Source organism: Aliiglaciecola sp. 2_MG-2023 (assembly GCF_030548145.1).
Classification (GTDB): domain Bacteria; phylum Pseudomonadota; class Gammaproteobacteria; order Enterobacterales; family Alteromonadaceae; genus Aliiglaciecola; species Aliiglaciecola lipolytica_A.
In genome coordinates this window covers 1-22719 of record NZ_JAUORY010000035.1, presented here as the reverse complement: position 1 = coordinate 22719, position 22719 = coordinate 1, and the positions used below count along the sequence as shown (strand labels likewise).

General features: G+C 41.5%; 20 protein-coding genes and 1 tRNA gene. 12 read left to right on the top strand and 9 right to left on the bottom strand.

Annotated elements, in window-relative coordinates:
* Positions 1 to 350 precede the first annotated feature (350 nt).
* The 8 genes from Q4567_RS21170 (at position 351) to tldD (ending at position 10960) form a co-directional block, all read left to right on the top strand.
* The gene (locus Q4567_RS21170; protein WP_008843593.1) at positions 351 to 1394 is read left to right on the top strand and encodes a rod shape-determining protein; all 1044 of its coding nucleotides are present in this window, start codon (positions 351 to 353) and stop codon (positions 1392 to 1394) included.
* A gap of 73 nt (positions 1395 to 1467) precedes the next feature.
* Positions 1468 to 2340 (top strand): rod shape-determining protein MreC, encoded by an 873-nt coding sequence (gene mreC, locus Q4567_RS21165; protein ID WP_303502259.1) that lies wholly within the window; start codon positions 1468 to 1470, stop codon positions 2338 to 2340.
* Positions 2337 to 2813 (top strand): rod shape-determining protein MreD, encoded by a 477-nt coding sequence (mreD, locus tag Q4567_RS21160; RefSeq protein ID WP_216050466.1) that lies wholly within the window; start codon positions 2337 to 2339, stop codon positions 2811 to 2813. Before mreC ends, mreD begins: the two co-directional genes overlap by 4 nt.
* A gap of 8 nt (positions 2814 to 2821) precedes the next feature.
* Entirely contained in the window at positions 2822 to 3406 is a 585-nt protein-coding gene (locus Q4567_RS21155; RefSeq protein ID WP_216050465.1) for a nucleoside triphosphate pyrophosphatase, read from the top strand.
* Positions 3396 to 4862, top strand: coding sequence for a ribonuclease G (gene rng, locus Q4567_RS21150; protein ID WP_216050464.1), 1467 nt, complete (start codon positions 3396 to 3398; stop codon positions 4860 to 4862). Before Q4567_RS21155 ends, rng begins: the two co-directional genes overlap by 11 nt.
* Positions 4859 to 8707: a YhdP family protein gene (locus Q4567_RS21145; RefSeq protein WP_303502256.1), complete on the top strand. Its 3849-nt coding sequence runs from the start codon at positions 4859 to 4861 to the stop codon at positions 8705 to 8707. The genes rng and Q4567_RS21145 overlap by 4 nt, the downstream gene beginning before the upstream one ends.
* A gap of 2 nt (positions 8708 to 8709) precedes the next feature.
* On the top strand, positions 8710 to 9522 hold the full coding sequence (locus tag Q4567_RS21140; RefSeq protein ID WP_303502254.1) for a carbon-nitrogen hydrolase family protein: 813 nt from the start codon (positions 8710 to 8712) through the stop codon (positions 9520 to 9522).
* Positions 9515 to 10960 (top strand): metalloprotease TldD, encoded by a 1446-nt coding sequence (gene tldD, locus Q4567_RS21135; protein ID WP_216050461.1) that lies wholly within the window; start codon positions 9515 to 9517, stop codon positions 10958 to 10960. The genes Q4567_RS21140 and tldD overlap by 8 nt, the downstream gene beginning before the upstream one ends.
* Positions 10961 to 11283: 323 nt before the next feature.
* Here tldD and yjgA read toward each other — a convergent pair whose 3' ends face one another.
* Complete coding sequence (gene yjgA / locus Q4567_RS21130) at positions 11284 to 11793, bottom strand: ribosome biogenesis factor YjgA (protein WP_216050460.1); 510 nt, start codon at positions 11791 to 11793, stop codon at positions 11284 to 11286.
* An 88-nt stretch (positions 11794 to 11881) separates the two neighbouring features.
* Here yjgA and pmbA point away from each other — a divergent pair, with 88 nt between their 5' ends.
* Entirely contained in the window at positions 11882 to 13213 is a 1332-nt protein-coding gene (pmbA, locus tag Q4567_RS21125; protein ID WP_216050459.1) for a metalloprotease PmbA, read from the top strand.
* A gap of 162 nt (positions 13214 to 13375) precedes the next feature.
* Here the strand turns inward: pmbA and arcA are convergent, their stop codons facing one another.
* From arcA to Q4567_RS21085, 8 genes are all read right to left on the bottom strand, one after another.
* Entirely contained in the window at positions 13376 to 14080 is a 705-nt protein-coding gene (gene arcA, locus Q4567_RS21120) for a two-component system response regulator ArcA (protein WP_216050458.1), read from the bottom strand.
* Between the two features lie 62 nt (positions 14081 to 14142).
* Entirely contained in the window at positions 14143 to 14670 is a 528-nt protein-coding gene (locus Q4567_RS21115; protein ID WP_216050457.1) for a YfiR family protein, read from the bottom strand.
* A 3-nt stretch (positions 14671 to 14673) separates the two neighbouring features.
* Positions 14674 to 16317, bottom strand: coding sequence for an ATP-binding protein (locus tag Q4567_RS21110; protein WP_216050456.1), 1644 nt, complete (start codon positions 16315 to 16317; stop codon positions 14674 to 14676).
* 133 nt (positions 16318 to 16450) lie between these two features.
* Positions 16451 to 16804, bottom strand: coding sequence for a hypothetical protein (locus Q4567_RS21105; protein WP_216050455.1), 354 nt, complete (start codon positions 16802 to 16804; stop codon positions 16451 to 16453).
* The gene (gene glgA / locus Q4567_RS21100; protein WP_216050454.1) at positions 16798 to 18216 is read right to left on the bottom strand and encodes a glycogen synthase GlgA; all 1419 of its coding nucleotides are present in this window, start codon (positions 18214 to 18216) and stop codon (positions 16798 to 16800) included. Before glgA ends, Q4567_RS21105 begins: the two co-directional genes overlap by 7 nt.
* Positions 18217 to 18373: 157 nt before the next feature.
* Positions 18374 to 19417 (bottom strand): methyltransferase, encoded by a 1044-nt coding sequence (locus Q4567_RS21095; protein WP_216050453.1) that lies wholly within the window; start codon positions 19415 to 19417, stop codon positions 18374 to 18376.
* Positions 19417 to 20136 carry a tRNA (guanosine(46)-N7)-methyltransferase TrmB gene (trmB, locus tag Q4567_RS21090; RefSeq protein WP_216050452.1) on the bottom strand — a complete coding sequence of 240 codons (720 nt, stop codon included), beginning with the start codon at positions 20134 to 20136 and terminating at the stop codon, positions 19417 to 19419. The genes Q4567_RS21095 and trmB overlap by 1 nt, the downstream gene beginning before the upstream one ends.
* A 129-nt stretch (positions 20137 to 20265) precedes the next feature.
* Positions 20266 to 20976: an alpha/beta fold hydrolase gene (locus Q4567_RS21085; RefSeq protein ID WP_303502246.1), complete on the bottom strand. Its 711-nt coding sequence runs from the start codon at positions 20974 to 20976 to the stop codon at positions 20266 to 20268.
* A 77-nt stretch (positions 20977 to 21053) separates the two neighbouring features.
* Here Q4567_RS21085 and mutY point away from each other — a divergent pair, with 77 nt between their 5' ends.
* From mutY to Q4567_RS21070, 3 genes are all read left to right on the top strand, one after another.
* Positions 21054 to 22115 carry an A/G-specific adenine glycosylase gene (gene mutY, locus Q4567_RS21080; RefSeq protein ID WP_303502244.1) on the top strand — a complete coding sequence of 354 codons (1062 nt, stop codon included), beginning with the start codon at positions 21054 to 21056 and terminating at the stop codon, positions 22113 to 22115.
* Positions 22116 to 22139: 24 nt separating this feature from the next.
* Entirely contained in the window at positions 22140 to 22412 is a 273-nt protein-coding gene (locus tag Q4567_RS21075; protein ID WP_216050449.1) for an oxidative damage protection protein, read from the top strand.
* A gap of 176 nt (positions 22413 to 22588) precedes the next feature.
* Positions 22589 to 22664, top strand: a tRNA-Phe gene (locus tag Q4567_RS21070).
* Positions 22665 to 22719 lie beyond the last annotated feature (55 nt).

The window sequence follows — 22719 nt, the reverse complement described above, 5'->3', positions numbered from 1 at the left end:
CTAAAGCCACCGCCTACAATCATAAATCTGTAGCATGATCTTCAGGCCATGGAATAATCCCTGTCGAATTGGCTATCAACATTGCAGGGCTAAAGCCACCGCCTACAATCATAAATCTGTAGCATGATCTTCAGGCCATGGAATATTCCCTCATGGATTGACTATTAATATTTCAAGGCTAAAACGCCCATCTACCCACTTAAAATGCATATTTGACCGGTAAAATTCTAAAAAGCACAATTCTTTTGGTGTTAACACCGGATAAATCTATTCTTTACTTGCTGATTTAAAGGGGCATTGGTAAAGTTAGCGGATCATTATGTCTATCTCCAACAGGGTGCGGTCTGTTCATGTTTAAAAAGCTTCGAGGAATGTTTTCAAACGATTTATCAATCGACCTCGGTACTGCAAATACGCTTATTTATGTTAAAGGTCAGGGAATCGTTTTGAACGAACCCTCAGTAGTTGCAATTCGTCAGGAACGCGCGGGCGGACCAAAAAGTGTTGCCGCAGTGGGTACTGCAGCAAAACAAATGCTTGGTAGAACGCCTGGAAACATTAAAGCTATTCGTCCAATGAAAGACGGCGTTATCGCTGATTTCTATGTGACCGAAAAAATGCTTCAACACTTTATTAAACAAGTGCATGACAATAACTTTCTCAAACCCAGCCCTCGGGTTCTGGTTTGCGTGCCTTGTGGTTCAACGCAAGTAGAACGCCGTGCGATTCGTGAATCTGCACTAGGTGCTGGCGCAAGAGACGTATACCTTATCGATGAGCCAATGGCCGCTGCAATTGGTTCAGGCTTGCCTGTATCTGAAGCAACAGGGTCTATGGTGGTCGATATCGGTGGTGGTACAACGGAAGTCGCGATCATTTCATTAAACGGTGTGGTGTATTCATCTTCAGTACGCATCGGTGGTGATAAGTTTGATGAAGCTATTATCAATTATATTCGTCGTAATTTTGGTTCACTCATAGGTGAAGCTACTGCTGAACGAATTAAACATGAAATTGGCGCTGCTTATCCCGGTGAAGAGGTACGTGAAATAGAAGTACGCGGTCGTAACTTGGCAGAAGGTGTACCTAGAGGATTCATGCTAAATAGCAATGAAATTTTAGAAGCCTTACAAGAACCACTTACCGGAATTGTTTCTGCAGTCATGGTTGCCCTTGAACAATCTCCTCCTGAACTGGCTTCTGATATTTCTGAACGTGGAATGGTATTGACTGGCGGTGGTGCATTGTTAAAAGATTTGGATCGCTTGCTAATGGAAGAAACTGGCATTCCTGTGGTGATCGCTGATGATCCGCTAACCTGTGTAGCTCGTGGCGGAGGTAAAGCGTTTGAGATGATCGATATTCATGGTGGTGACCTGTTTAGCTACGAATAGTCTGAATTAGGGATTATTTGTGCTAGACATCGTTCAATTATTACAAACATTATCAAACAGGTATTTAGCCTAAATGAATACCATGTTTACTAGAGGGCCATCACTTGTCAGTCGACTCGCGTTGGCCTTATTCGTTTCTGTTATCCTCATTTTTGTTGATCACAAATATGACGGTTTTGCTTCGGTAAAAGTCTATTTAAACTCTATTGTTAGCCCCCTTCAGTACATTGCCAGCTTACCTGGGCAAATGTTAAGTTCAGGGGCTGAAAAGTTTTCTACCCATAAAAAACTGCTCGAAGACAACCAGCAATTAACCCTGCAAGCGATGAAAATGTCTGAAAAGCTACAACGCTTCGATTTGTTAGCCGCAGAGAATGATCGTTTACGGGCATTACTTGGAGCGCCTGTTTCAGCCCCAATCCAGAAAATGGTAACCGAATTAATGGCGGTGGATAACAATCCATTTAGCTTACAAATTATCATTGATAAGGGAGCGATAAACGGGGTTTATGAAGGACAAACCGTACTGGATGACAAAGGTATTGTCGGGCAAATAATGGAAGTGGGTACTACCAATAGCCGAGTGTTGTTGTTGGCGGATATAACCCATGCTATTCCACTTCGAAACGCCCGTAATAATGTGCAGCTTATCGCCAGTGGGTCAGGGCAGTTTGATGAACTAATTTTGGAACATGTAGCCCACAGTGCTGATATTCAAGTAGGCGACTTACTCGTATCCTCAGGGTTAGGGAATATCTTTCCAGAAGGTTACCCGACCGCGACTATCACCTCCATCGTGCGTGATGAAAGTCGTCCATTTGCATTGGTTACAGCTACGCCCATAGCGCAGCTAGATAGATTGAGATATCTATTGTTGTTGTGGCCAGCAGATGCGCCAACACAACCTATAATGCCGCAATCTACGCCAACAGTGGAGGCCCAATGAAGCTGCGCAATTATGCAATTTTTCTGAGTATTATTATTGCGTTAATTTTGCAAATTGTTCCTATGCCTCTTACGGTTGAGCAATTTCGCCCTGATTGGGTTTTATTGGTGATGTCATATTGGGCATTAGCACTTCCGAATAGGGTTAATGTGGGAATGGCATTCATAGTCGGTCTGGTGTTAGATATTTTAATGGGAACCAGCCTAGGCGTGCATAGTTTTGCCTTGAGCATCAATATCTTTATTTTGGCGTCGAATTATCAACGTTTGCGAAATTACTCTTTGTGGCAGCAAGCGTTTATTATTGGAACTTTATCTGCGTTATATCACTTGGTCGTATTTTGGTTGCAACATCTACAGACTGATGTGAACTTCTTGTTTACCTACCTGTGGCCGGTTCTGACCTCTATGTTGATGTGGCCATGGATTTTTGGTCTGTTGCGTAAAGTCAGACGGCAATTCAGAATCACTTAAGGCCCCACATGTTATTGCTAGCATCTCAATCTCCGAGGCGAAAAGAGCTATTAAGTCAACTTGGCGTAAAATTTACTACACTAAATGTTGATATTGATGAAACTCAATTAGCAAACGAAGACTCTAATGATTATGTTATACGATTGGCTATTGAAAAAGCACAACAAGGTTGGCGTCAACATACGCAGGTGGATGGCGTTATAGGTGCTGATACTATTGTGGTTGTGGATAGTGGTAATCAAGAGCAAGTGTTAGGAAAGCCAGACAATTTTCAGCATGCTCGGCAGATGTGGCAGCAACTAAGTGATAGGCAACATAAAGTGAAGACCGCGGTTGCCCTAAAAAACCATTTAGGTACCGAACATTTTATAGTGGAAACTGCCGTTCGTTTCAAATTATTATCTGAAGCTGAAATGCAATGGTATTGGCAAACTGGTGAGCCGCAAGATAAGGCCGGAGCTTACGGAATACAGGGTTTCGCAGGGAATTTTGTAAAACATATCAATGGTAGTTATAGCGCAGTGGTTGGGTTACCTTTGTATGAGACCAGTGAATTAATTAAACAGGCAGGTATTAAGCTGTATGAGTGCTGAATTACTGATAAACGTAACCCCTTCTGAATCAAGAGTTGCTTTGATTGAGAATGGTATTTTGCAAGAAATTCATGTGGAACGTCACACCAAGCGCGGTTTGGTGGGGAATATCTATCGTGGCAAAGTGAGTCGGGTTTTACCTGGGATGCAGGCTGCTTTTGTGGATATTGGTTTAGATAAAGCCGCGTTTTTGCATGCCTCTGATATTGCCTTCCACAATGAAGTTAGCGACGAAATGTCGACTACCTCAATTGCTAAAAAAGACATTCGAGACTTGCTACGAGATGGTCAAGACATAGTCGTACAAGTGGTGAAAGATCCTATTGGTACTAAGGGGGCTAGGCTTACTACAGATATCACTATTCCTTCCCGTTATCTGGTTTTTATGCCCAGTGTTGACCATGTTGGGGTCTCGCAGCGTATTGAAGATGAGGCAGAGCGCGAACGGCTGAAATCTTTAGTACAGGAATATTGCAGTGATGATGGCGGATTTATCCTTCGTACGGCTGCCGAGGGTGTGCAAGAAAAAGAACTTATCTCAGACGCAGAATTTTTAAAACGTTTATGGGCGAAAATTCAATCGCGCATGAAAGGTCGAAAAGGCAATGTTCTATACGAAGATTTGCCCTTAGCAAGACGAGTATTGCGGGATTTCGTGGGTACTCAATTAGACCGCATCAGAATCGACTCTAAATTATCATTTCAAGAATTACAGCATTTTACCCAAGAATACGTTCCTGAGCTGAATAAATTGCTGGAATATTATCAGGGCGAACGCCCAATATTTGATTTGTATGATGTTGAAAATGAGGCGCAACGTTCATTGGAACGTCGTGTGGAATTGAAATCCGGTGGCTATTTGATCATCGATCAGACTGAAGCAATGACCACTATTGATATAAATACTGGTGCGTTTGTAGGGCACCGTAACCTCGAAGAAACCATTTTCAACACCAATATAGAAGCTACTCAAGCAATCGCCCGTCAACTTAGATTAAGAAATCTTGGTGGGATGATTCTAATCGACTTCATTGATATGAGCGACGAAGATCATAAACGTCGAGTAATGCACAGCTTAGAATCTGCCACCAGTAAAGATCGGGCTAAATCCAATATCCATGGATTTACCGCTTTAGGTTTAATCGAAATGACCCGTAAACGCACCCGTGAAAGTTTGGAGCATATATTGTGTGGCGAATGTCCAGTATGTAAGGGCAGAGGTTCAATTAAAACCGTAGAAACTATCTGTTTTGAAGTTATGCGCGAAATTGTGCGAGTTAACCGCGCTTATGACGCAGATAAATTTGTGGTTTATGCATCCCAAGCCGTCGCCGAAGCTTTAATGGGCGAAGAGTCCCATATGTTAGCTGAATTAGAGGTTTTTGTTTCTAAACAAATAAAGGTACAAACTGAATTGCTTTATAACCAAGACAAATTCGATGTGGTAATGATGTGAAACCCACTTCATTCTATGCCGCTTACGTAGTTAGAAAACTATGGACGCTAGCAGCTGTTCTGCTGGTGCTGGTGGCTGTGAGCCTAAGTGTTATCCGCTTTTCGTTGCCTTATATGGACGACCATAAGCACCGAATCGAATCTTGGCTAAGTAATCGTTATGGTATCAATCTAACTATTGGTCAACTCAGCGCAAATTGGGCCAAAAGTGGCCCTTCTTTGATACTCAAAGACATTAAACTTCAACAAGACGAACAATCTCCCATTGGTCTAGAAATTGAAGATACGCAAATCGAGATCGATTTTTGGGGCACCATTGTGGCCCGACAGATTCAATCCCGACGTTTTGAGTTAAGTGGCTTGGCGTTATCCGTTAATTTAGCGCGAATTCAAAGTTCAGAAAGCGAATTTCCAGTGGTTGATGCGCTGGAAGACTTATTTCTACAACAATTGCAGCGTTTTTCAATTAGTAATAGTGTGATTGATGTCACCACGCGCTACGATCAGCAATTAATTCAAATACAGCAATTGAGCTGGCTGAATAAAGACGACCGTCACCAAGGTTCAGGTTTATTGCGCGTGGTGGAGTTAGCCAATAATTCCACAACCTTTAGTCTCGATTTAGTCGGTAATAAAGATAATCTTAGTGGTACTTTTTACGCCCGCGGTGAAGAACTTGATATGTCACCTTGGCTAAACCAATTGATTCGTACCCAAAATCAGCTAACCCAAAGTAGGGGGAACTTTACATTTTGGGCTGAGTTGAAAGAAAATCGTATTGAAAACGTGCAAATGATGCTGAATAAAAGTGAGTTTTCATGGACCTCACCGGAAAGTCAGGTTGATGCCGCGATAGTTGGCGGAAGTATTCGTGGTGTGCCGGATGAACAGGGTTGGTTAATTAATATCGACGACCTGATTCTAGAATCTCGTCAACAAAGTTTATTAACCAGTTGGACGGGGCACATTGGCCGCAATGGGCTGACTCATTTCCAAACGACTACTCCGGTCAATATCCGTACCTTGTTGCCTGTATTGCCATTGGCATTTGATAAGGAAGCAATTGACTTCATCGAACAACTCAAACCCAATGCGCGAATTGATGATTTAGCCATTGTCTTCGGTAAGCAATTTTCAGCCAGCGCTAATTTCTCTAAAGTTAGCTGGAATCAAGTGGATGGGGTACCTGGAGTGACTAACGTTGCTGGCAGTTTTAGGATGTTTGATAACCTCGCTAAATTGTCTATTTCTGGTGCTGAAGGAGAGTTTTTGGCAGACAATACGTTAGACAAAAATCTCAGTTATCAATCTATCGATTTTGATGTTTTCCTCGATTGGCAACCGCGAGGAGTGGTGGTTGATATACCCAACTTCTCATTACAAGGTAGCGATTTAAACTTAGATCTGCAGATGGCCTTTGATAGCAAGGACAAACAACTGGATTTAATCGCTAATATCGGTGAGCTGAGCGTTGAACAGGCTAAAAATTTATTTCCTGATCACTACATGGGACCTGAAACTAAAGCGTACTTACAGGGGGCAATGCGTAGCGGAGAGTTAGCTTCTACAAACGTGCTTTGGCAAGGTTCGCTTAGCCAATTTCCGTTCGAAAATCACCAAGGTATATTTCAGATAAGTATTGACGTCAACGACAGCGAATTTAAGTTTGCACCTGACTGGCCAGCATTAACCGATTTGGATGTGGATTTACTATTTGAAAACAAAAGCCTGGCAATGTTAGCTCATAAAGGCAAATTGAAAAATGTCGCCCTATCTCAGTTATCGGCAGAAATTCCAGAGCTAAGCAATGGTGCAGTGTTAAATATTGACGCTAATGTGAGTGCACAAAGCGCAGATATAAATGAACTAATATTAGACAGTTTTTTGGCTAACAGTTTAGGCACAGTTTTAACCGAAGGCGTTAATGTTAGTGGTAAACTTCAAACCAAGTTGGATCTGCATATCCCCTTGTCAGGCAATAACGTTATGGCTAAAGGCCGAGTATCTTTGAACGGCAACCCAGTCTATTTACCTAGCCTTAATTTGAATTTTAAAAACATGGTGGGTGAGGTTTCATTTGCCAATGAAAAGGTTAATTTTAATGGTCTTGAGGGGGAATTGTTTGAGCAAAAAATCACTGCAAATTTCGACGGCTATTCGGATCCAAATGGGGCTTACAAAGCAGATATAGAAATTCAAGGTGATTGGGAGTTACAGCCGTTATTGCGGGATCACCAGCCGAGCATGAATAAGTATCTAGCTGGACATAGTGCGTGGCAAGCAAATACGCAACTAACTTTACATAAAGACACCTATGCTTATGAATTTGAGTTGGTGAGTAATTTACAAGGGGTGACATCAAGTTTACCTGCACCATTTAGCAAAAGCAGCGAGCAAGAAAAGCAGTTGTTCGTGACTGGGAACGGCGATAATCAAGCTTCTAATTTTAGTCTATCTCTCGGCGATTCTATTTCCTTTGAGGGGGTTCTACCCCATGAAACAATGCAGTTTTCTCGTGCGCATTTATCTATCGGCGAGAGTGAAACTTTGGCAATGGGGCTGGGGTTTAGTATCTCGGCAAAAGTAAAAGACACTGATTTTGACGCTTGGTATCAAGCTATTTCAACCTTAATAAGTGATTTACCAAGTGGCAATGACCGCCCTATATTAACTGCGCCTCAACGAGTTTATGTCAATGCCGAAACCATGATTGTAGCAGGACAAAAAATCAATCAATTAGAGTTAGTGGCCAAGCACTCTAGCGATGACTGGTTACTGGAGTTCAATGCGGATCAGATTCGAGCCAAAGTCACCTTATATGATGATTGGTTGAACCGCGGTGTTGATATAAAAGCTGATTTTATTGATTTAGCTCAGTGGCATGAAGGTGAGGAAAGCGCCATATCGCAAGCCCCGATGCTGCAAAATTTACCGCCCGTTAGTTTCGATTGTAAGAGCTGCAAATTGTTTGGCAATGATTTAGGGAAAGTCGATTTTTCACTATCTAGAGCCCCCACAGGTATGCAAATTGACAATCTGAGGTTTAATAACAGCAATGGTATTTTATATGCTAGCGGTGACTGGTTTATTAGTGAACAAGGTTCAAGTACCGACTTAAAAGGTGAACTCAGCAGTCCTGATTTTGGTGCTTTACTCAAAGGGTTTGGTTTTGATTCGGGGATTAAAGATTCTAAAGCAAACTTTAAGTTTAATTTAAACTGGCAAGATGCCCCTCACAAGTTTTCGTTATCAAGCCTCGGGGGTAACATTGATTGGCGATTAACTGACGGTTATTTATCTGATGTGAGTGATAAAGGCTCTCGTATTTTTAGTATATTGAGTCTGCAATCGTTAGTTAGAAAGTTGAGTTTGGACTTCAGAGATGTGTTTGCAAAAGGGTTTTTCTACGACAAAATGGGTGGCTCCATGCAAATAGTCGACGGCAAAGCGGAAACCCAAGACGTGGTAATCGACGGTGCTGCAGGGGAAATGTTAATTGCAGGTTACACTGACTTATCCACGAAGGAGTTGAATTACCGCATTGAGTTTACGCCGAACGTGACGTCAAGTTTACCCTTGTTAGTCTATTGGATGGTAAATCCTGCTACCGCGATTGCGGCGCTGGCGATTGATCAAGTTCTCACCGAGGCCAAAGTCATCTCCAATGTGAAATATTCAGTAACCGGTACTTTGGATGAACCGATACTGACAGAGTTGGATAGAAAAAGTAAAGAAGTTGCGTTACCCGCAAGAAATACGCCCATAGAACTCGATGATGAAGATATTCCTCCTCAGGTTCTTCCCGATGAGAGAGTTAATTTGCAAATCAATGATACGAGAGGATAGTAATGGCCAATTTAGTCGCATGTCAGTTAGTTTCAAGTCCAGATGTATCGGTCAATCTACAACACGTTGAACAATATATTGCTCAGCAGCAACCCGGTGACTTAATTGTATTGCCGGAATGTTTCGCATGTTTTGGGGCTGGTGATGCTGCGTTATTGTTAATTGCGGAGGAGCTTGGAGAAGGTGCTATTCAAGAAGCTTTGTCGGCAATGGCTAAAAAATACAAAGTTTGGTTGGTTGCCGGAACTATGCCAATTACTACTTCGAAATCAGGTAAATATACAGCGACCTGCCTAATTTTTGATGATACTGGGCGACGTGTAGATGATTATCAAAAAATCCATTTGTTTGATGTCCAAGTTGAAGATGGCACCCGCAATTATCTTGAATCCAAATATACCCAAGCTGGTGAGAAACTTGTAGTCGTTGATTCACCTTTCGGCAAAATTGGTGTGGCTGTATGTTATGATATCCGCTTTGCTGCCATGTTTGTCGCTATGGGCGAGATTGACGTATTAGTGTTACCCAGCGCTTTCACCCGCGCAACGGGGAGAGCTCATTGGGAGCCTCTATTAAAAGCCAGAGCCATAGAAAAACAATGTTATTTGGTTGCAGCTAATCAAGGCGGTATCCATGCCAACGGTCGCGAGACTTACGGACATTCTTGCGTGATTTCTCCTTGGGGGGAAATCTTATCTGAGATAGAAACAGGCAGTGGCGCAGTCAGTGCTAAGTTTGATCCCAGCGAAATCAGTAGAATTCGCACTAACATGCCAGTTCAGCAACATAATCAATTCAGGAGTTACCTTGTCTAATTTGGTCGAAGAAAATTTATTATATGCAGCAGATTTAGATCCCAATAAGGTCGTATCCGCCTTAAATCTGATTTGTCAGCATCAAAATGATTTTGCCGATATTTATTTTCAATCTAGTCAGCATGAAAGTTGGGTATTGGAAGACGGAATAATTAAAGACGGTAGCTATAATATTGAAAAAGGCGTAGGTGTGCGCGCAGTTAGCGGTGAAAAAACCGGTTTCGCCTACTCTGATGATATTAGCCAAGAAGCGTTGACTAAAGCGGCAAAAGCATCTCGCAGTATCGCAAGTACTGGAGGTAGTTTCAATGTTGCTGCCAGCGCACCCAAACAATCATCTGCAAGGTATTTTGCTGAGAATCCCATCCTTGGTATGCAAGAACATCAAAAAATCACCTTATTGCAGGATGTTGATAAATATATTCGAGATAACGAGCCCTTAGCTACCCAAGTCGTTGTGAGCATTAGTGGGGTGTATGAAGAAGTATTAATTGCTGCTACAGATGGCACTTTTACTACCGACATACGGCCACTTATTCGACTTAATTGTTCTATCTTAATTGAAAACAATGGAAGAAGAGAGCGCGGTAGTGCTGGTATGGGCGGACGTTATGGATACCAATATTTCTTACAATCTGATGGGGATAAAACGCGTTATCAAGTACTAGCTGATGAAGCAATCCACATGGCCAGAGTAAACATGCAGGCAATTGATGCCCCCGCAGGTTTGATGCCTGTTGTTTTGGGAGCTGGCTGGCCGGGCGTATTATTGCACGAAGCTGTAGGGCACGGTTTAGAAGGTGATTTTAATCGTAAGGGTGCTTCAACTTTTAGTGGAAAAATGGGACAACAAGTCGCCGCTAAAGGGGTAACTGTAGTTGACGATGGAACTTTGGCTGACCGCCGTGGTTCATTATCTGTTGATGATGAAGGTACACCAACACAACGAAATGTTTTGATTGAAGACGGTGTTTTAACCGGGTATATGCAAGACAAATTAAATGCTAGATTGATGGGTGTTAATCCTACAGGAAACGGACGTAGAGAGTCCTATGCTCATCTTCCTATGCCGCGAATGACGAATACCTTTATGTTAGAGGGGCAATATAGCCCTGAAGAGATTATTAGTAGTATCGACAAAGGGGTTTATGCGCCTAACTTTGGTGGTGGGCAGGTAGATATCACATCGGGTAAGTTTGTTTTCTCGACCTCAGAAGCATATTTGATTGAAAATGGCAAAATTACCACTCCAATCAAAGGCGCAACGCTAATTGGCAATGGCCCTGAAGTAATGCAAAAAATTTCGATGATAGGTAATAATTTGAGCCTAGACAAAGGCGTTGGTGTGTGTGGTAAAGACGGACAAAGCGTGCCGGTAGGCGTTGGTCAGCCCACCCTCAAAGTCGACGAATTAACCGTAGGCGGAACCGCCCTATAACATGGGCTCCAATCAATCTAGCGGGCTGTTGTAGCATGGCCTTCAGGCCATGGAAGGTTCAGTCAATCTAGCGGGCTGTTGTAGCATGGCCTTCAGGCCATGGAATGATCCATATCTTGCGCGGGGCTAAAGCAACCGCCTACAGGAGGAATGATCCATATCTTGCGCGGGGCTAAAGCAACCGCCTACAGGAGGAATGATCCAAATCTTGCGCGGGGCTAAAGCAACCGCCTACAGGAGGAATGATCCAAATCTTGCGCGAGGCTAAAGCACCCGCCTACAGGAGGAATGATCCAAATCCTGCGCGGGGCTAAAGCACCCGCCTACAACATTTCTTTTAAATATTGGAATAATTCACGTGCGGCTTTGGGGGGCTTATTTAGTTCTTGCTGTTTTTTAGCCTGACGAGAATATTGTCTTAACTTTTGGCGATCTAGTTCTGGGTGCTCGTTGATTAACACATCAATGCCTCTATCACCCTGCAATACTTTGTCTCGCGCTTCTTCTACATGATGGAATTTGCCGGTTTGTTGACGATGAGCCAATTGCAACTGATCTAGAGCTAACTGGATAGGCTGGGTATCTCGATGCCGCATCAGCTTACCAATTAGTTGTAATTGACGGCGGTAACCATCTTTCTTCTTATTGATTCTACGAGCTAGTTCAACTGCTTCGGTTAACTCTTCATCCATAGGGATTTTAGATAATGAAGCCGCACCTAGCTCAACTAGTGCTTCCCCCAATTTTTGAATAGCAAGACTTTCCTGCTTAAGTTGGGTTTTGCTTTTAATTTCTTGTTCTGGGCCGTTTCCGGTAAAATTCGTATCGCTCATGATAATGTCTTTAATGTTACACTATGCCAATTGTAACCCAGCTAATAGCGCACAGCATTAAAAGTTGTGCATAGAAAGTGAGTCTTATATGCAAATGGAGCAACAATTAGCCCAAATTCAACAAGCAGTTGAAGACGTTTTGGCATTGGCTAAGCAAAAAGGGGCCAGTCATGCAGAAGCTAGCATGTCGAAAGTTGAGGGTATTTCCGTATCCACTCGGTTAAAAGAAGTAGAAACAGTTGAATTCACCAACGATGGTGGTTTAGGTATCAGTGTTTATTTTGGTCAACGTAAGGGCAGTGCATCAACTGCAGATTTGAGTATAAATGCGCTGACTTTAGCAGTAGAAAAAGCCTGTGAAATTGCTAAGTACACCAGTGAAGACCCCTACTCAGGTCCTGCTGATGAGGCTTTAATGGCCTATGACTATCCAAACTTGGATATGTACCATCCAATTGAACTCGATACGCAACACGGGATTCAGCAAGCTATTTTAGCCGAAGAGGCAGCCTTGGGCTTCGATCCTAGAATTACCAATTCAGACGGTGCTTCATACAACGCTAATATTGGTATGAAGGTGTATGGCAATAGTCATGGGTTCATTGGTGGTTATCCAAGTAGTCGCTACAGTTTAAGTTGTGTCGTTATCGGAGAAGATAACGGTGATATGCAGCGCGACTATAGTTATACCGTTAATCGTCAAGCCGATTTGATGACGCCTGCCGCACAAATCGGAAAAGAAGCCGCAGAATTTACTCTAAGCAGACTAAATGCACGTAAATTGAAGACGGCTAAAATACCGGTTATTTTTCATCGTGATGTCGCTGCGGGTTTACTTGGACATTTTGTTAGTGCTATTAGTGGCGGCAGCTTGTTCCGTAAGTCATCTTTTTTGCTCGACAGTCTAGGTAATCAAGTTTTACCTAGCTGGTTTGAAATACTCGAACGTCCGCATATTAAATCGGGGCTTGCCAGCTCACCTTTCGATAATGAAGGTGTTAAAACTGAAGATATGACTATAGTGAGTCAGGGTGTATTGAACCATTATCTTTTAACCAGTTACTCGGCGAGAAAGATGGGGATGCAGACTAATGGCCATGCTGGCGGTATTCATAATTGGTTGATTAAACATACTGGCCACTCTGATGATGCATTATTAAAGGAAATGGGAACAGGCTTGTTAGTAACTGAACTAATGGGCCAAGGCGTGAATATCGTTACTGGCGATTATTCTCGAGGTGCGGCTGGCTTTTGGGTTGAAAATGGAGTGATTCAATATCCCGTTCACGAAATAACCATTGCTGGTAACTTAAAAGACATGTTGATGAACATTTCTGCCGTTGGTTCTGTGGCTGAAACTCGAGGAAGTATCCACACAGGATCAATCTTGGTAAGTGAAATGCAACTCGCTGGCAGTTAAAGCACTATTTGAATTGATTGTATGTCATCTAACATTCTGCTTTCTAAACGGAAAAAGATAGGTAAATTCGCGTTTAATTAGTGACCATTAGCGATTCATCAGATAGTAAAAAAGGGCTTAATAAGCCCTTTTTCACGGTGTCTAATACGTCAATTGAAACGATTACATGTCAACGGTGCCGCAGAAGCGGTAGCCTTCTCCATGAATGGTTACAATCAAATCTTCTGAGTTGACTTCTGATTCGAAGTGCTTACGTATACGACGGATTGTTACATCAACAGTACGGTCATTAGGGCGCAATTCACGGCCTGTCATTTCCATTATCAACTGCTCTCTTGTCAGGATTTTTCCAGGGTTACTTAGGAACAAGTGTAACGCGCGGAATTCACTACGAGGAAGACGGAATTCGTTTTGGCTAGGAGATATTAGACTGCGACTATCACCATCTAAAATCCAACCATTAAAGCTTACGCGACTTGGAAGATCGTCATCTTCATTGTTGCTGAGCGTTCTATTCAAAAGATTTCGCGCTCTAATCGTTAGCTCTCTAGGGTTGAATGGCTTAGTTAAATAATCATCCGCGCCGATCTCTAATCCTAAAATACGGTCAACATCGTTATCTCTGCCGGTTAAGAATATCAAACCGACATTTTTGCGATCTCTGACTTCACGAGCAAGTATCAGCCCATTCTTTCCAGGTAAATTTATATCCATAACAACTAGGTTAATGTTGTTATTTTCGAAAAAATCATGCATTTCGCTGCCATCTTCAGCTTCGAATACATTATAACCTTCAGCTTCAAATAAGCTTTTCAAAGTAGTCCGTGTTACTACTTCATCTTCAACAATTAGTATATTGGGCGTCATTGTTTTTATCCGTTTTATTTCAATATATTTAGTTTAACAGAAAATATCTATAAATCAGGCTATTATCCAGTGAAATTTGCATACTTTAGTAGTCTTGCACTAAACTTTACGGGAGAATCGGCATACTGCTCTTTATTTATGTAAATCCTTATCTTGTCGTACTCTTCAATAAGGCTAAGCAATCCCCCGTTTTTAATAAAAGATATAGTTTCTCCAATAGTGACAATAGATAAGCTTGTTTGTTTCAAATCTTTGTATAAAGTTTTGGACTCGCTCGACTTATCGACAAATATATAGTTACAACCTTGTTCAATAGCAGTAGGTAGAGAGTCTACTTGTTGGAGCTGTATCTGTTTTTTATTATAATTCAGTAAATCTGATTCATTTAGCATTAAATAGTGTTTTTGAGACTCTTGCTCTATTAAACAAAACTTTAAACTCATGAAAGACTGTTGCCACTTCGAATAATTGACCACATGTAAAAAGAAGGTGGAACGAATTGACGTTGCGGACACTTCAAAATCATTGTTGTGCGCATAAACAATAGTGCTCCATGTCACAGTGATGAAAATAATTATTCTCAAAATCATAATTTAAGAACCCTTTGCCAAAGTTTTTGGGTCGATTATTCTCACCGGAAAAAGGATTGTAAATTCAACACCTTTATCTACTTCGCTGGTGATGGTGATAGAACCATTCAATGCTTGGGTAATTAAGTTGTAGACCAAATGCATTCCCAAACCACTGCCACCTTGTCCACGTTTAGTGGTCACAAATGGATCAAAAATCCGCTTCCTGAGTGATTCTGGAATGCCTTTGCCATTATCCACATAGCGTATTTTTATTTTATTTTCTGAAACTAAATCAATATATATGTCGATTTTACCTTCATCCATAAATTCAAAGCCATGAATGATTGAGTTCATCACTAAATTCATAATAATCTGATTAATTGGTCCGGCTTTGGTTTCAATATATAGGTCGTTTGGACAATGAACACTTATTACGTGTTTATATTTTTTAAGTTTAGGGCGCATGGACATCAAAATCTCATCCAGTAATTGCGCAAAGGCAAATACACGGTTGCTTTCACTTGATTGATCAACAGCTACTTGTTTAAAGCTGGAGATAAGCTCTGCAGCTCGATTCAAATTGCGATAGATAATGCTCAGGTTTTCTTGTCCCTCAGAAATAAACTTCGAGAGCGTACTGGCTTTTAATGTTTTTGCTTCGAATTCACTTTCAATATGATTAAGCCTATCTAGCATCATTGTTGAGGCTGTTACCCCGAGTCCAATCGGTGTGTTAACTTCATGTGCTACGCCTGCAACCATGTCCCCTAAAGAAGCCATTTTTTCGTTTTGGACCATTTGTCGTTGGAACTGATGAAGTTTTTCTAAGGTTTCAATTAGTTCTTGATTCGCTGCTTTTAAGGCTACAGTTCGCAGTTGCACCTTTTCCTCTAGACTGGCATGCAATTTTCGCTGTTCTTGTTCGGCAAAATCTCGTTCTTTTAGATAGTGCTGAGTACGATCTAGCATATCGTTAAATGCAGACCCAAGAATATCTAGCTCTTTGATGTTGGTACTCTCGGCTCGACCTTTGTAATCTCTTTGTCTGGAAATACGCTGAACTAAAGTGGCTAAATTAATTATTGGGTTTGCCAGTGTTTTTTGTAAACGTAGTGTCAGCAGGTAACAAATTATCAATATAATGAGTAACGCGGCGAAGGTGGTGACAATGGAACTGGAAATCAATTGGTTTAAAATATCTGCCGATACGCGCAAATACACGTAACCGATAATCTTATCGTCTAATTTAATTGGTTTAATAAATTCGAATTTGTTACCTGTTTGAACTGGCGTTTTAAAGTCCTCAATGTGCTTCCACATTGGTGGCGTTCGAGCTTGGTCCGGACGGTTGTAACTGGTGAAATAAGTGGGATTTTGCCCTTCAACTACTCTGTAAATATGCACAGCTTCAATGAATGTGGCAGCTTTTAATATTTGTAAATTTTCTTCCTCTATTAGATCATCATCAAATTCTAGACTCGAGATTGCATTGTTACTGATAATTTCAGCATAAATGATAACTTGTTGAATGAGTTCATTTTTGTAATTAGTAATTTGATTGATTAATGAAATGCTAGAGGTAACAACAAGCGCCGATGTTGTGATGGCCATTACCACCCAAACAATCAGGGTTTTTAAAGATAAATTTTTTCCGCCTGTTAGCATATAGTTAATCTGCTTCTTATGATGGCAAGTCTGCTGCTAGGGATAATAGTGATATAAATTGTTTAAAAAGAAAACACTTAGGCTCATAAAAGTGGAAAGAATTATAGGCCAAGGGCTAAATATGTGTTTTTCACTATTTTCGAATTATTTCAAGTAAGGTTTTTTCGTCAATATTCAATTTCACAGAGGCTCTGGTTAAAGACACTACCTGGTCTACCTTGCCGGCATCATCAGTAGCGGGTATGCGCAAAGAGTCAAAGTCGGCCATACAAATACACAAAATCTCTCCTTCTTTGATCGCAAACTGCGGTACATCAACAGGCGAGCGTTTGTACAAAATATTCGGGCAAACACTAGTGCGTTCAGGCAGTTGAATGCATTTTTCTGGCAAACTATCTTGTGCATTAACTGAATAGCTAATGCACCAGAGAAACGACAGAGTTAGCAAAATACTGTTAAAACGACCTGAGGTAATAGTTGTTAGCATGACTGATAAAGCGCTTCATATTCTAAGGCTGCTTGATGCCAAGTAAATCGAGTATTCATACCGCGTAATTTCATTTCATTAAAGCTATCTGGGTATTCGTAGTAATGCAACAGAGCTCGGTAAATACAACCAAGCAACGCCGAACTGTCTGGGTGTTCAAATACGAAGCCTGTGGCAATATCCGGCTGATGAATAACGTCAATAACAGTATCTTTCAATCCACCCACGGCTCGAACGATTGGCAAGGTTCCATATGCCAAACTATACATTTGATTCAAGCCGCAAGGCTCAAATAAAGAAGGCATTAGGAAGAAATCGCTGCCAGCTTCCAACAAGTGGGCCAATTCAACACTGAATGTCTCAATGAAAATAAATTTGTCTGGATGTATTTGGGCATGTCTATGCAGCACTTCACTTATTGAAGGGTCGCCTGTTCCAACAATTAAAAGTTGTACATTGTGTTGCAATAAATCTTCTAAAATTGGCAGTATATAACCAAAACCCTTTTGTTCGGTTAGACGACAAACCATACCAATTAATGGCACATTAGGTTTTTGTTCGAAGCCAGAGGTTTCCTGCAATTTTCGTTTACATTCGGTTTTCCCTGCTGGGTTATTTACGTCAAAATTCGCAGGAATGTACTTGTCGGTGGCTGGATCCCATTGACTGTAATCACATCCATTTAAAATACCTGACACATCTTTTCTTCGCGCAGTAAATTCATTGTAAAGCATGTGGCTACCTAAGGTAGTTAACAGCTCAACCGCATAATTTGGGCTTACCGTATTAATTTTATCGGCGTAGCGAATCCCAATTCTAAGAAAGTTTAATGCGTCTCCGTCGAGCTGGTTATGTAACTCAGAATGATTGCTTACATAAGGAATTTGATCGATACGATGAGTACCGTGAAAAGCGCCGTTGTGGATGGTTAGAATGCATTTGCTGTGTTCAAAAAAGCCGCTGTTGTCGGTCTTCAAAAAATACGGTGTTAAGGCAGTATGCCAATCGTTACAGTGCACGATGTTAGGCTGGAAATCGATGGCTCGGCTAGTCGCTAAAGCAGCATCAGCAAAAAATGCGAAACGTTGCGCATTGTCGGCAAAAGCGTGATAGCCGTCAGTGTAAAAACCATCCCGATGAAAGTATTCGGGGAAGTCCACAGCAAAAACCGGTACATCTTGAATATGTAATTGACGGACGTTGAATGAATAGGTTTTGTTACCTGAAACAATACCTTGAGAAGCGACTATGGGCGCATCGAACTTATCTGCTAATAGCTTGTAATAGGGCATCACTATGATGACATCATGACCTAGTTTTTTAAGCTCGATTGGCAATGCTTTAGCCACGTCGGCCAAACCACCTGTTTTAGCTAAGTCTTCTACTTCGGATACTACAAAAAGAATCTTCAATATTTATCTCTCCAATTCATAAACTTGAGAATAAAGTAACTATTACTTTAAACTGAGTAGCAGGTTACATGACGACCTGAGTGTCTAGCAAGTGGCACCCAAGAGTAGGTGACCAACTCAGTTACTTAGATAAATGGGTTATATAAATAACTGTATTCTATTTTTGCGCTCTGTAAAGGTTAAATTTAGAAGTTTGTGCCACTGTTGAGACCATTGGCAACGAACCTTTAATTATATCTGGATAGGGTAAAAAGCGATTAGCCACCAACATTAATGTGCCTTTTGGAAGTAACGCGAACTTCACTTCTTTGATAAATTTGTCGGTTACACTATAGTCAGTTTTAATCCCAGTATGAAACGGAGGATTGGTTAATACTGTGTTGAATTTGTGGCTAATTTCAGCCAATCCATTTGAAGCAATAACATTAGCTTTGAGATTATTGGCCAACAAACTTAGTTCGCTACAGTAAGTTGCCAAAGCGCTTACATCACATAGTGTCAGCGTAATCTCAGGATTGATTTTTGCTGCAAAACAACCAATGACCCCCGAACCAGATGCAAAATCTAGTACTTTTCCTGTTAGCTTTTCAGGTAGGTTTTCAATCAAAAGTTGGCTAGCAGGATCGAGTGCACCTGTATTAAAAATCCCAGGTAAAAAGGCAATTTTGCATACTACGTCATTTACCTGAATATCTTTGTATTGAACAAATTTGGTGATGTCAAAACTGTGTTTTTCTTCAATGTAAGCGCAATATAAACTGCAATGGCGAGCCGAATCGATTTTGTTTATTCGTTGGGAAACTTTAGCAAACAATTTATCAGCACTCTTGATGCCGGATTTATTTTCCCCAACCAAAAAGATATTTCCAGATGGTTTGACGCATGCAGCCATATTGGCAATTAACAGGGCGGCGTGCTCTTTCGACTTAGGCATGTAAATCACAGCCCCGTCAAACAACTCACTGTTTGGCTTTTCGGGGTTTTGATTATGGTTTAGCGCAACAGGATAATGTGCAGAAAATAAATGTTTATTATTTTTCGGACATTGTTGAAATACGTCATAAAATTGATGGAAACCAAAAATATTTGGATTATCTAATGCTGAGAAAATGTCTGCTTCAGGAGGGTTAACAAACAGCCACCTACCTTCTGCAAATTGCTCTTTATTACGCACAAGCACTTGGCTTGTGGTAGATAACATTAGTTCACCCTCGCAAACATCAGATCCCAAACGCCGTGTCCTAGGCGATGGCCACGCTGCTCAAACTTTGTCAGTGGTCGGTTATCTGGTCGTGGGACATAATCTTGGCTTTCCGATAAGTTTTTGAAGCCTTCTGCTGATTGCATCACTTCAAGCATGTGCTCTGCATAATTCTCCCAATCGGTTGCCATGTGGAACACACCATCTATTTTCAATTTAGAACGAAGTTTCTGAACAAAATCAGGCTGAATGATGCGACGCTTGTGATGACGTTTTTTGTGCCATGGATCAGGGAAAAACAACTGTAGGCGGTCGATACTTTCATCGGCAATACAATCTGCCAATACTTCTACTGCATCATGCTCGTAAACACGTAAATTAGTTACGTTTTGTTCGTGGGCATCAGCCATACATGTACCTACACCTGGTCTGTGCACCTCAATTCCAATAAAATCTTTGTCTGGTTCATTGGCAGCCATTTCAACCAAAGATTTACCCATACCAAAACCAATTTCCAAAACAACCGGAGCAGCGCGTCCAAATACTTGTGTAAAGTCCAATTTTCCGTCTGCATGGAGTAAACCCATTGTTGGCCAAAACTCTTCAAGGGCTTTAGCTTGGCCCTTAGTCAAACGACCTTCCCGCTTAACAAAGCTACGTACTTTTTGAACGTATACGCCTGCTGCTTCGGCTTCTTCTTGAGTTTTAAACTGGCTCATGCAAATGTTGTCTCTTATCTAAAAATTGTTTTTCTAAAATGGGGCGGCATTTTACCTCAGAATGAATACCTGCACTAGCGCAAACCTAGCATTTAGCCATGCCGTGGTGATTTAATGGGGGAAACCAAGCTAGAATAATAACTTGTGCAAGTGTTTCGCGATTAAATCAGGTTCAGCCAATAGCATCATGTGTCCAGTGCCATTGATGAGATTAAAATCTGCATTGGCTAATGAATTGGCAAAATCTTCAATTGCTTGAGCAGGCGCTACTTGGTCCAATTCTGCTGCTATAAAATGAATCGGAAAGGTACTTGTTTTCAGTTTCGGCGATAGGTCAGGCCTTGGCGTCGTTGATTGAACGTGTGCTTTCAATACGCTAGGGCCAAGATCACTTTCCATGTCTTTTACTATCTCAACTAAATCTGCGTTTCTCATTTCAGTTTGAGTGAAAAAGTGTGCAAGTCTGGCTTGGTTCATGGTTACCGATTTTTTGTCATCTATCATTTTTATCAGCACTTTACGCTGCTGAACTTCTTGTGCGCTGAGGCCGTCAGGACAGTAACCAATTAAGGTTAAAGAGGCTACCTTATCTGGGAATTGCAAGGCGGTTAAAGCCGCAATATAGCCGCCCATGGAAAAGCCGACTAAATGAACCTTTTGCTCAAAGCTGTTTATACGGTCACTGCTCAATGCCTGCATTTGTTCTAATGTATCGGCCCACTGCAAAGGCACATAACTACGTTGGGCAAGATTCAGTTTTTTCCATAAAGGGATCCAAATACGCTCATCACACAAAGTTCCAGGAAAAAAAATAGTAGGGGTGGTTATTTCTAGCATCATTAATCTATTTCAATAAAATTCTAGTATGATCATAACAAACCCGATGCGTTAAAACCGCAAAATCAATTCAAGGTATTATGCAAAGTCCAACTACTGACTCGACGTTTAGTCAAAAATTACTGAACTGGTACCATCAAAATGGTAGAAAAGATCTGCCGTGGCAGCAGCAGAAGACCCCCTATCGAGTTTGGGTGTCAGAAATTATGTTGCAGCAAACTCAGGTTAAAACCGTGATTCCTTTTTATCAGCGCTTTATGCAACGCTTCCCCGATGTGATTGCTTTAGCCAACGCGCCTATTGATGATGTGCTGCATCTTTGGACTGGATTAGGATATTACGCTAGAGCCAGAAACCTACATAAAGCAGCGCAAACACTACGTGACCTTCACGCCGGCGTATTTCCTGAGACACTCGAGGGAATGGTAGCGTTATCGGGTATCGGGCGTTCCACTGCCGGTGCTGTATTGTCCATCGCCAATGGCAAACATGTGAGTATTTTAGATGGCAACGTTAAACGTGTTCTTACCCGTTATTTTGGAATCCATGGGTGGCCAGGGAGCAAAGCCATTGAACAACAATTATGGGAGTACGCTGATGACCTTACCCCAGCCAAAGATACAGGATTGTATACACAAGCTATTATGGATTTAGGTGCGACTCTATGCACACGGTCTAAACCTAATTGTGATGCTTGCCCTGTGCAAACCACTTGTTTGGCGTTTGCCCAAGGTACACAAGCTGAACTGCCCACTAAAAAGCCTAAAAAAACCACTCCAGTGCGAACCACGGTAATGTTGCTACCTGTTTGGCGAGATCAAGTACTTGTGTATAAACGACCAAGTTCAGGTATTTGGGGAGGCCTATTTGGTTTATATGAAGCTGACACTTTGCAAGACGCCGAATCCAAAGCACAAAGTTTAGCCTTAGGTGATATCCAAATTGAACAACTCGCTCAATTCCGACACACTTTTAGCCACTTCCATCTAGACATCAAACCGCTATTGATGCACCTCAAAAAACCACCCACTTTGAGAGTCGAAGAACAAGAAACCCTTTGGTATGATTTAAATTCACCGCCAAAAGTGGGATTAGCAGCGCCAACCATTAAACTTTTTAGTACACTACGCAAAAATCTTTAATAGAACATTTGGGATACATTGATTATGAGCAGAACGGTTTTTTGTCAAAAACTACAAAAAGATGCCGATGGACTGGACTTTCAACTATATCCGGGGGAATTGGGCAAAAAGATTTATGACAATATTTGCAAAGAAGCTTGGGCAGACTGGCAAAAGAAACAAACCATGCTGATTAATGAAAATAAACTCAATATGATGCAACCCGAAGCGAGAAAGTTTTTAGAAGAGCAAATGGTTGGGTATTTGTTCGAAGGAAAAGAGCCAGATATCGAAGGGTACGTTCCACCTTCTGCGTAAAGTAACCTAAAATAATGCTTAAATAGAAGTCGATTTGCTGGGTTTTCGAACAAACAGCGCTTAAAACTAAAAATTTATTAAAAATCGGTTGACTTGATAGCCAAGAATCCGTTTAATACGCACCCACGGCGCTACCAAGTATACTTTTTAGTGTTGTGACTTGACGAAAAGTAAGTGCCTCGATAGCTCAGTTGGTAGAGCAGCGGATTGAAAATCCGCGTGTCCCTGGTTCGATCCCGGGTCGAGGCACCATTTATTCCAAGAGCCCTGCATGAAAATGCGGGGCTTTTTCGTTTTAGGTTGAAAT

What these genes read in the sequence shown, in the direction of transcription:
- Q4567_RS21170 (WP_008843593.1), top strand. Translation starts at nt 351, where the DNA reads ATGTTTAAAAAGCTTCGAGGAATGTTTTCAAACGATTTATCAATCGAC.
- mreC (WP_303502259.1), top strand. Translation starts at nt 1,468, where the DNA reads ATGAATACCATGTTTACTAGAGGGCCATCACTTGTCAGTCGACTCGCG.
- mreD (WP_216050466.1), top strand. Translation starts at nt 2,337, where the DNA reads ATGAAGCTGCGCAATTATGCAATTTTTCTGAGTATTATTATTGCGTTA.
- Q4567_RS21155 (WP_216050465.1), top strand. Translation starts at nt 2,822, where the DNA reads ATGTTATTGCTAGCATCTCAATCTCCGAGGCGAAAAGAGCTATTAAGT.
- rng (WP_216050464.1), top strand. Translation starts at nt 3,396, where the DNA reads ATGAGTGCTGAATTACTGATAAACGTAACCCCTTCTGAATCAAGAGTT.
- Q4567_RS21140 (WP_303502254.1), top strand. Translation starts at nt 8,710, where the DNA reads ATGGCCAATTTAGTCGCATGTCAGTTAGTTTCAAGTCCAGATGTATCG.
- yjgA (WP_216050460.1), bottom strand. Translation starts at nt 11,793, where the DNA reads ATGAGCGATACGAATTTTACCGGAAACGGCCCAGAACAAGAAATTAAA.
- pmbA (WP_216050459.1), top strand. Translation starts at nt 11,882, where the DNA reads ATGCAAATGGAGCAACAATTAGCCCAAATTCAACAAGCAGTTGAAGAC.
- arcA (WP_216050458.1), bottom strand. Translation starts at nt 14,080, where the DNA reads ATGACGCCCAATATACTAATTGTTGAAGATGAAGTAGTAACACGGACT.
- Q4567_RS21115 (WP_216050457.1), bottom strand. Translation starts at nt 14,670, where the DNA reads ATGATTTTGAGAATAATTATTTTCATCACTGTGACATGGAGCACTATT.
- Q4567_RS21110 (WP_216050456.1), bottom strand. Translation starts at nt 16,317, where the DNA reads ATGCTAACAGGCGGAAAAAATTTATCTTTAAAAACCCTGATTGTTTGG.
- Q4567_RS21105 (WP_216050455.1), bottom strand. Translation starts at nt 16,804, where the DNA reads ATGCTAACAACTATTACCTCAGGTCGTTTTAACAGTATTTTGCTAACT.
- Q4567_RS21095 (WP_216050453.1), bottom strand. Translation starts at nt 19,417, where the DNA reads ATGTTATCTACCACAAGCCAAGTGCTTGTGCGTAATAAAGAGCAATTT.
- trmB (WP_216050452.1), bottom strand. Translation starts at nt 20,136, where the DNA reads ATGAGCCAGTTTAAAACTCAAGAAGAAGCCGAAGCAGCAGGCGTATAC.
- Q4567_RS21085 (WP_303502246.1), bottom strand. Translation starts at nt 20,976, where the DNA reads ATGATGCTAGAAATAACCACCCCTACTATTTTTTTTCCTGGAACTTTG.
- mutY (WP_303502244.1), top strand. Translation starts at nt 21,054, where the DNA reads ATGCAAAGTCCAACTACTGACTCGACGTTTAGTCAAAAATTACTGAAC.
- Q4567_RS21075 (WP_216050449.1), top strand. Translation starts at nt 22,140, where the DNA reads ATGAGCAGAACGGTTTTTTGTCAAAAACTACAAAAAGATGCCGATGGA.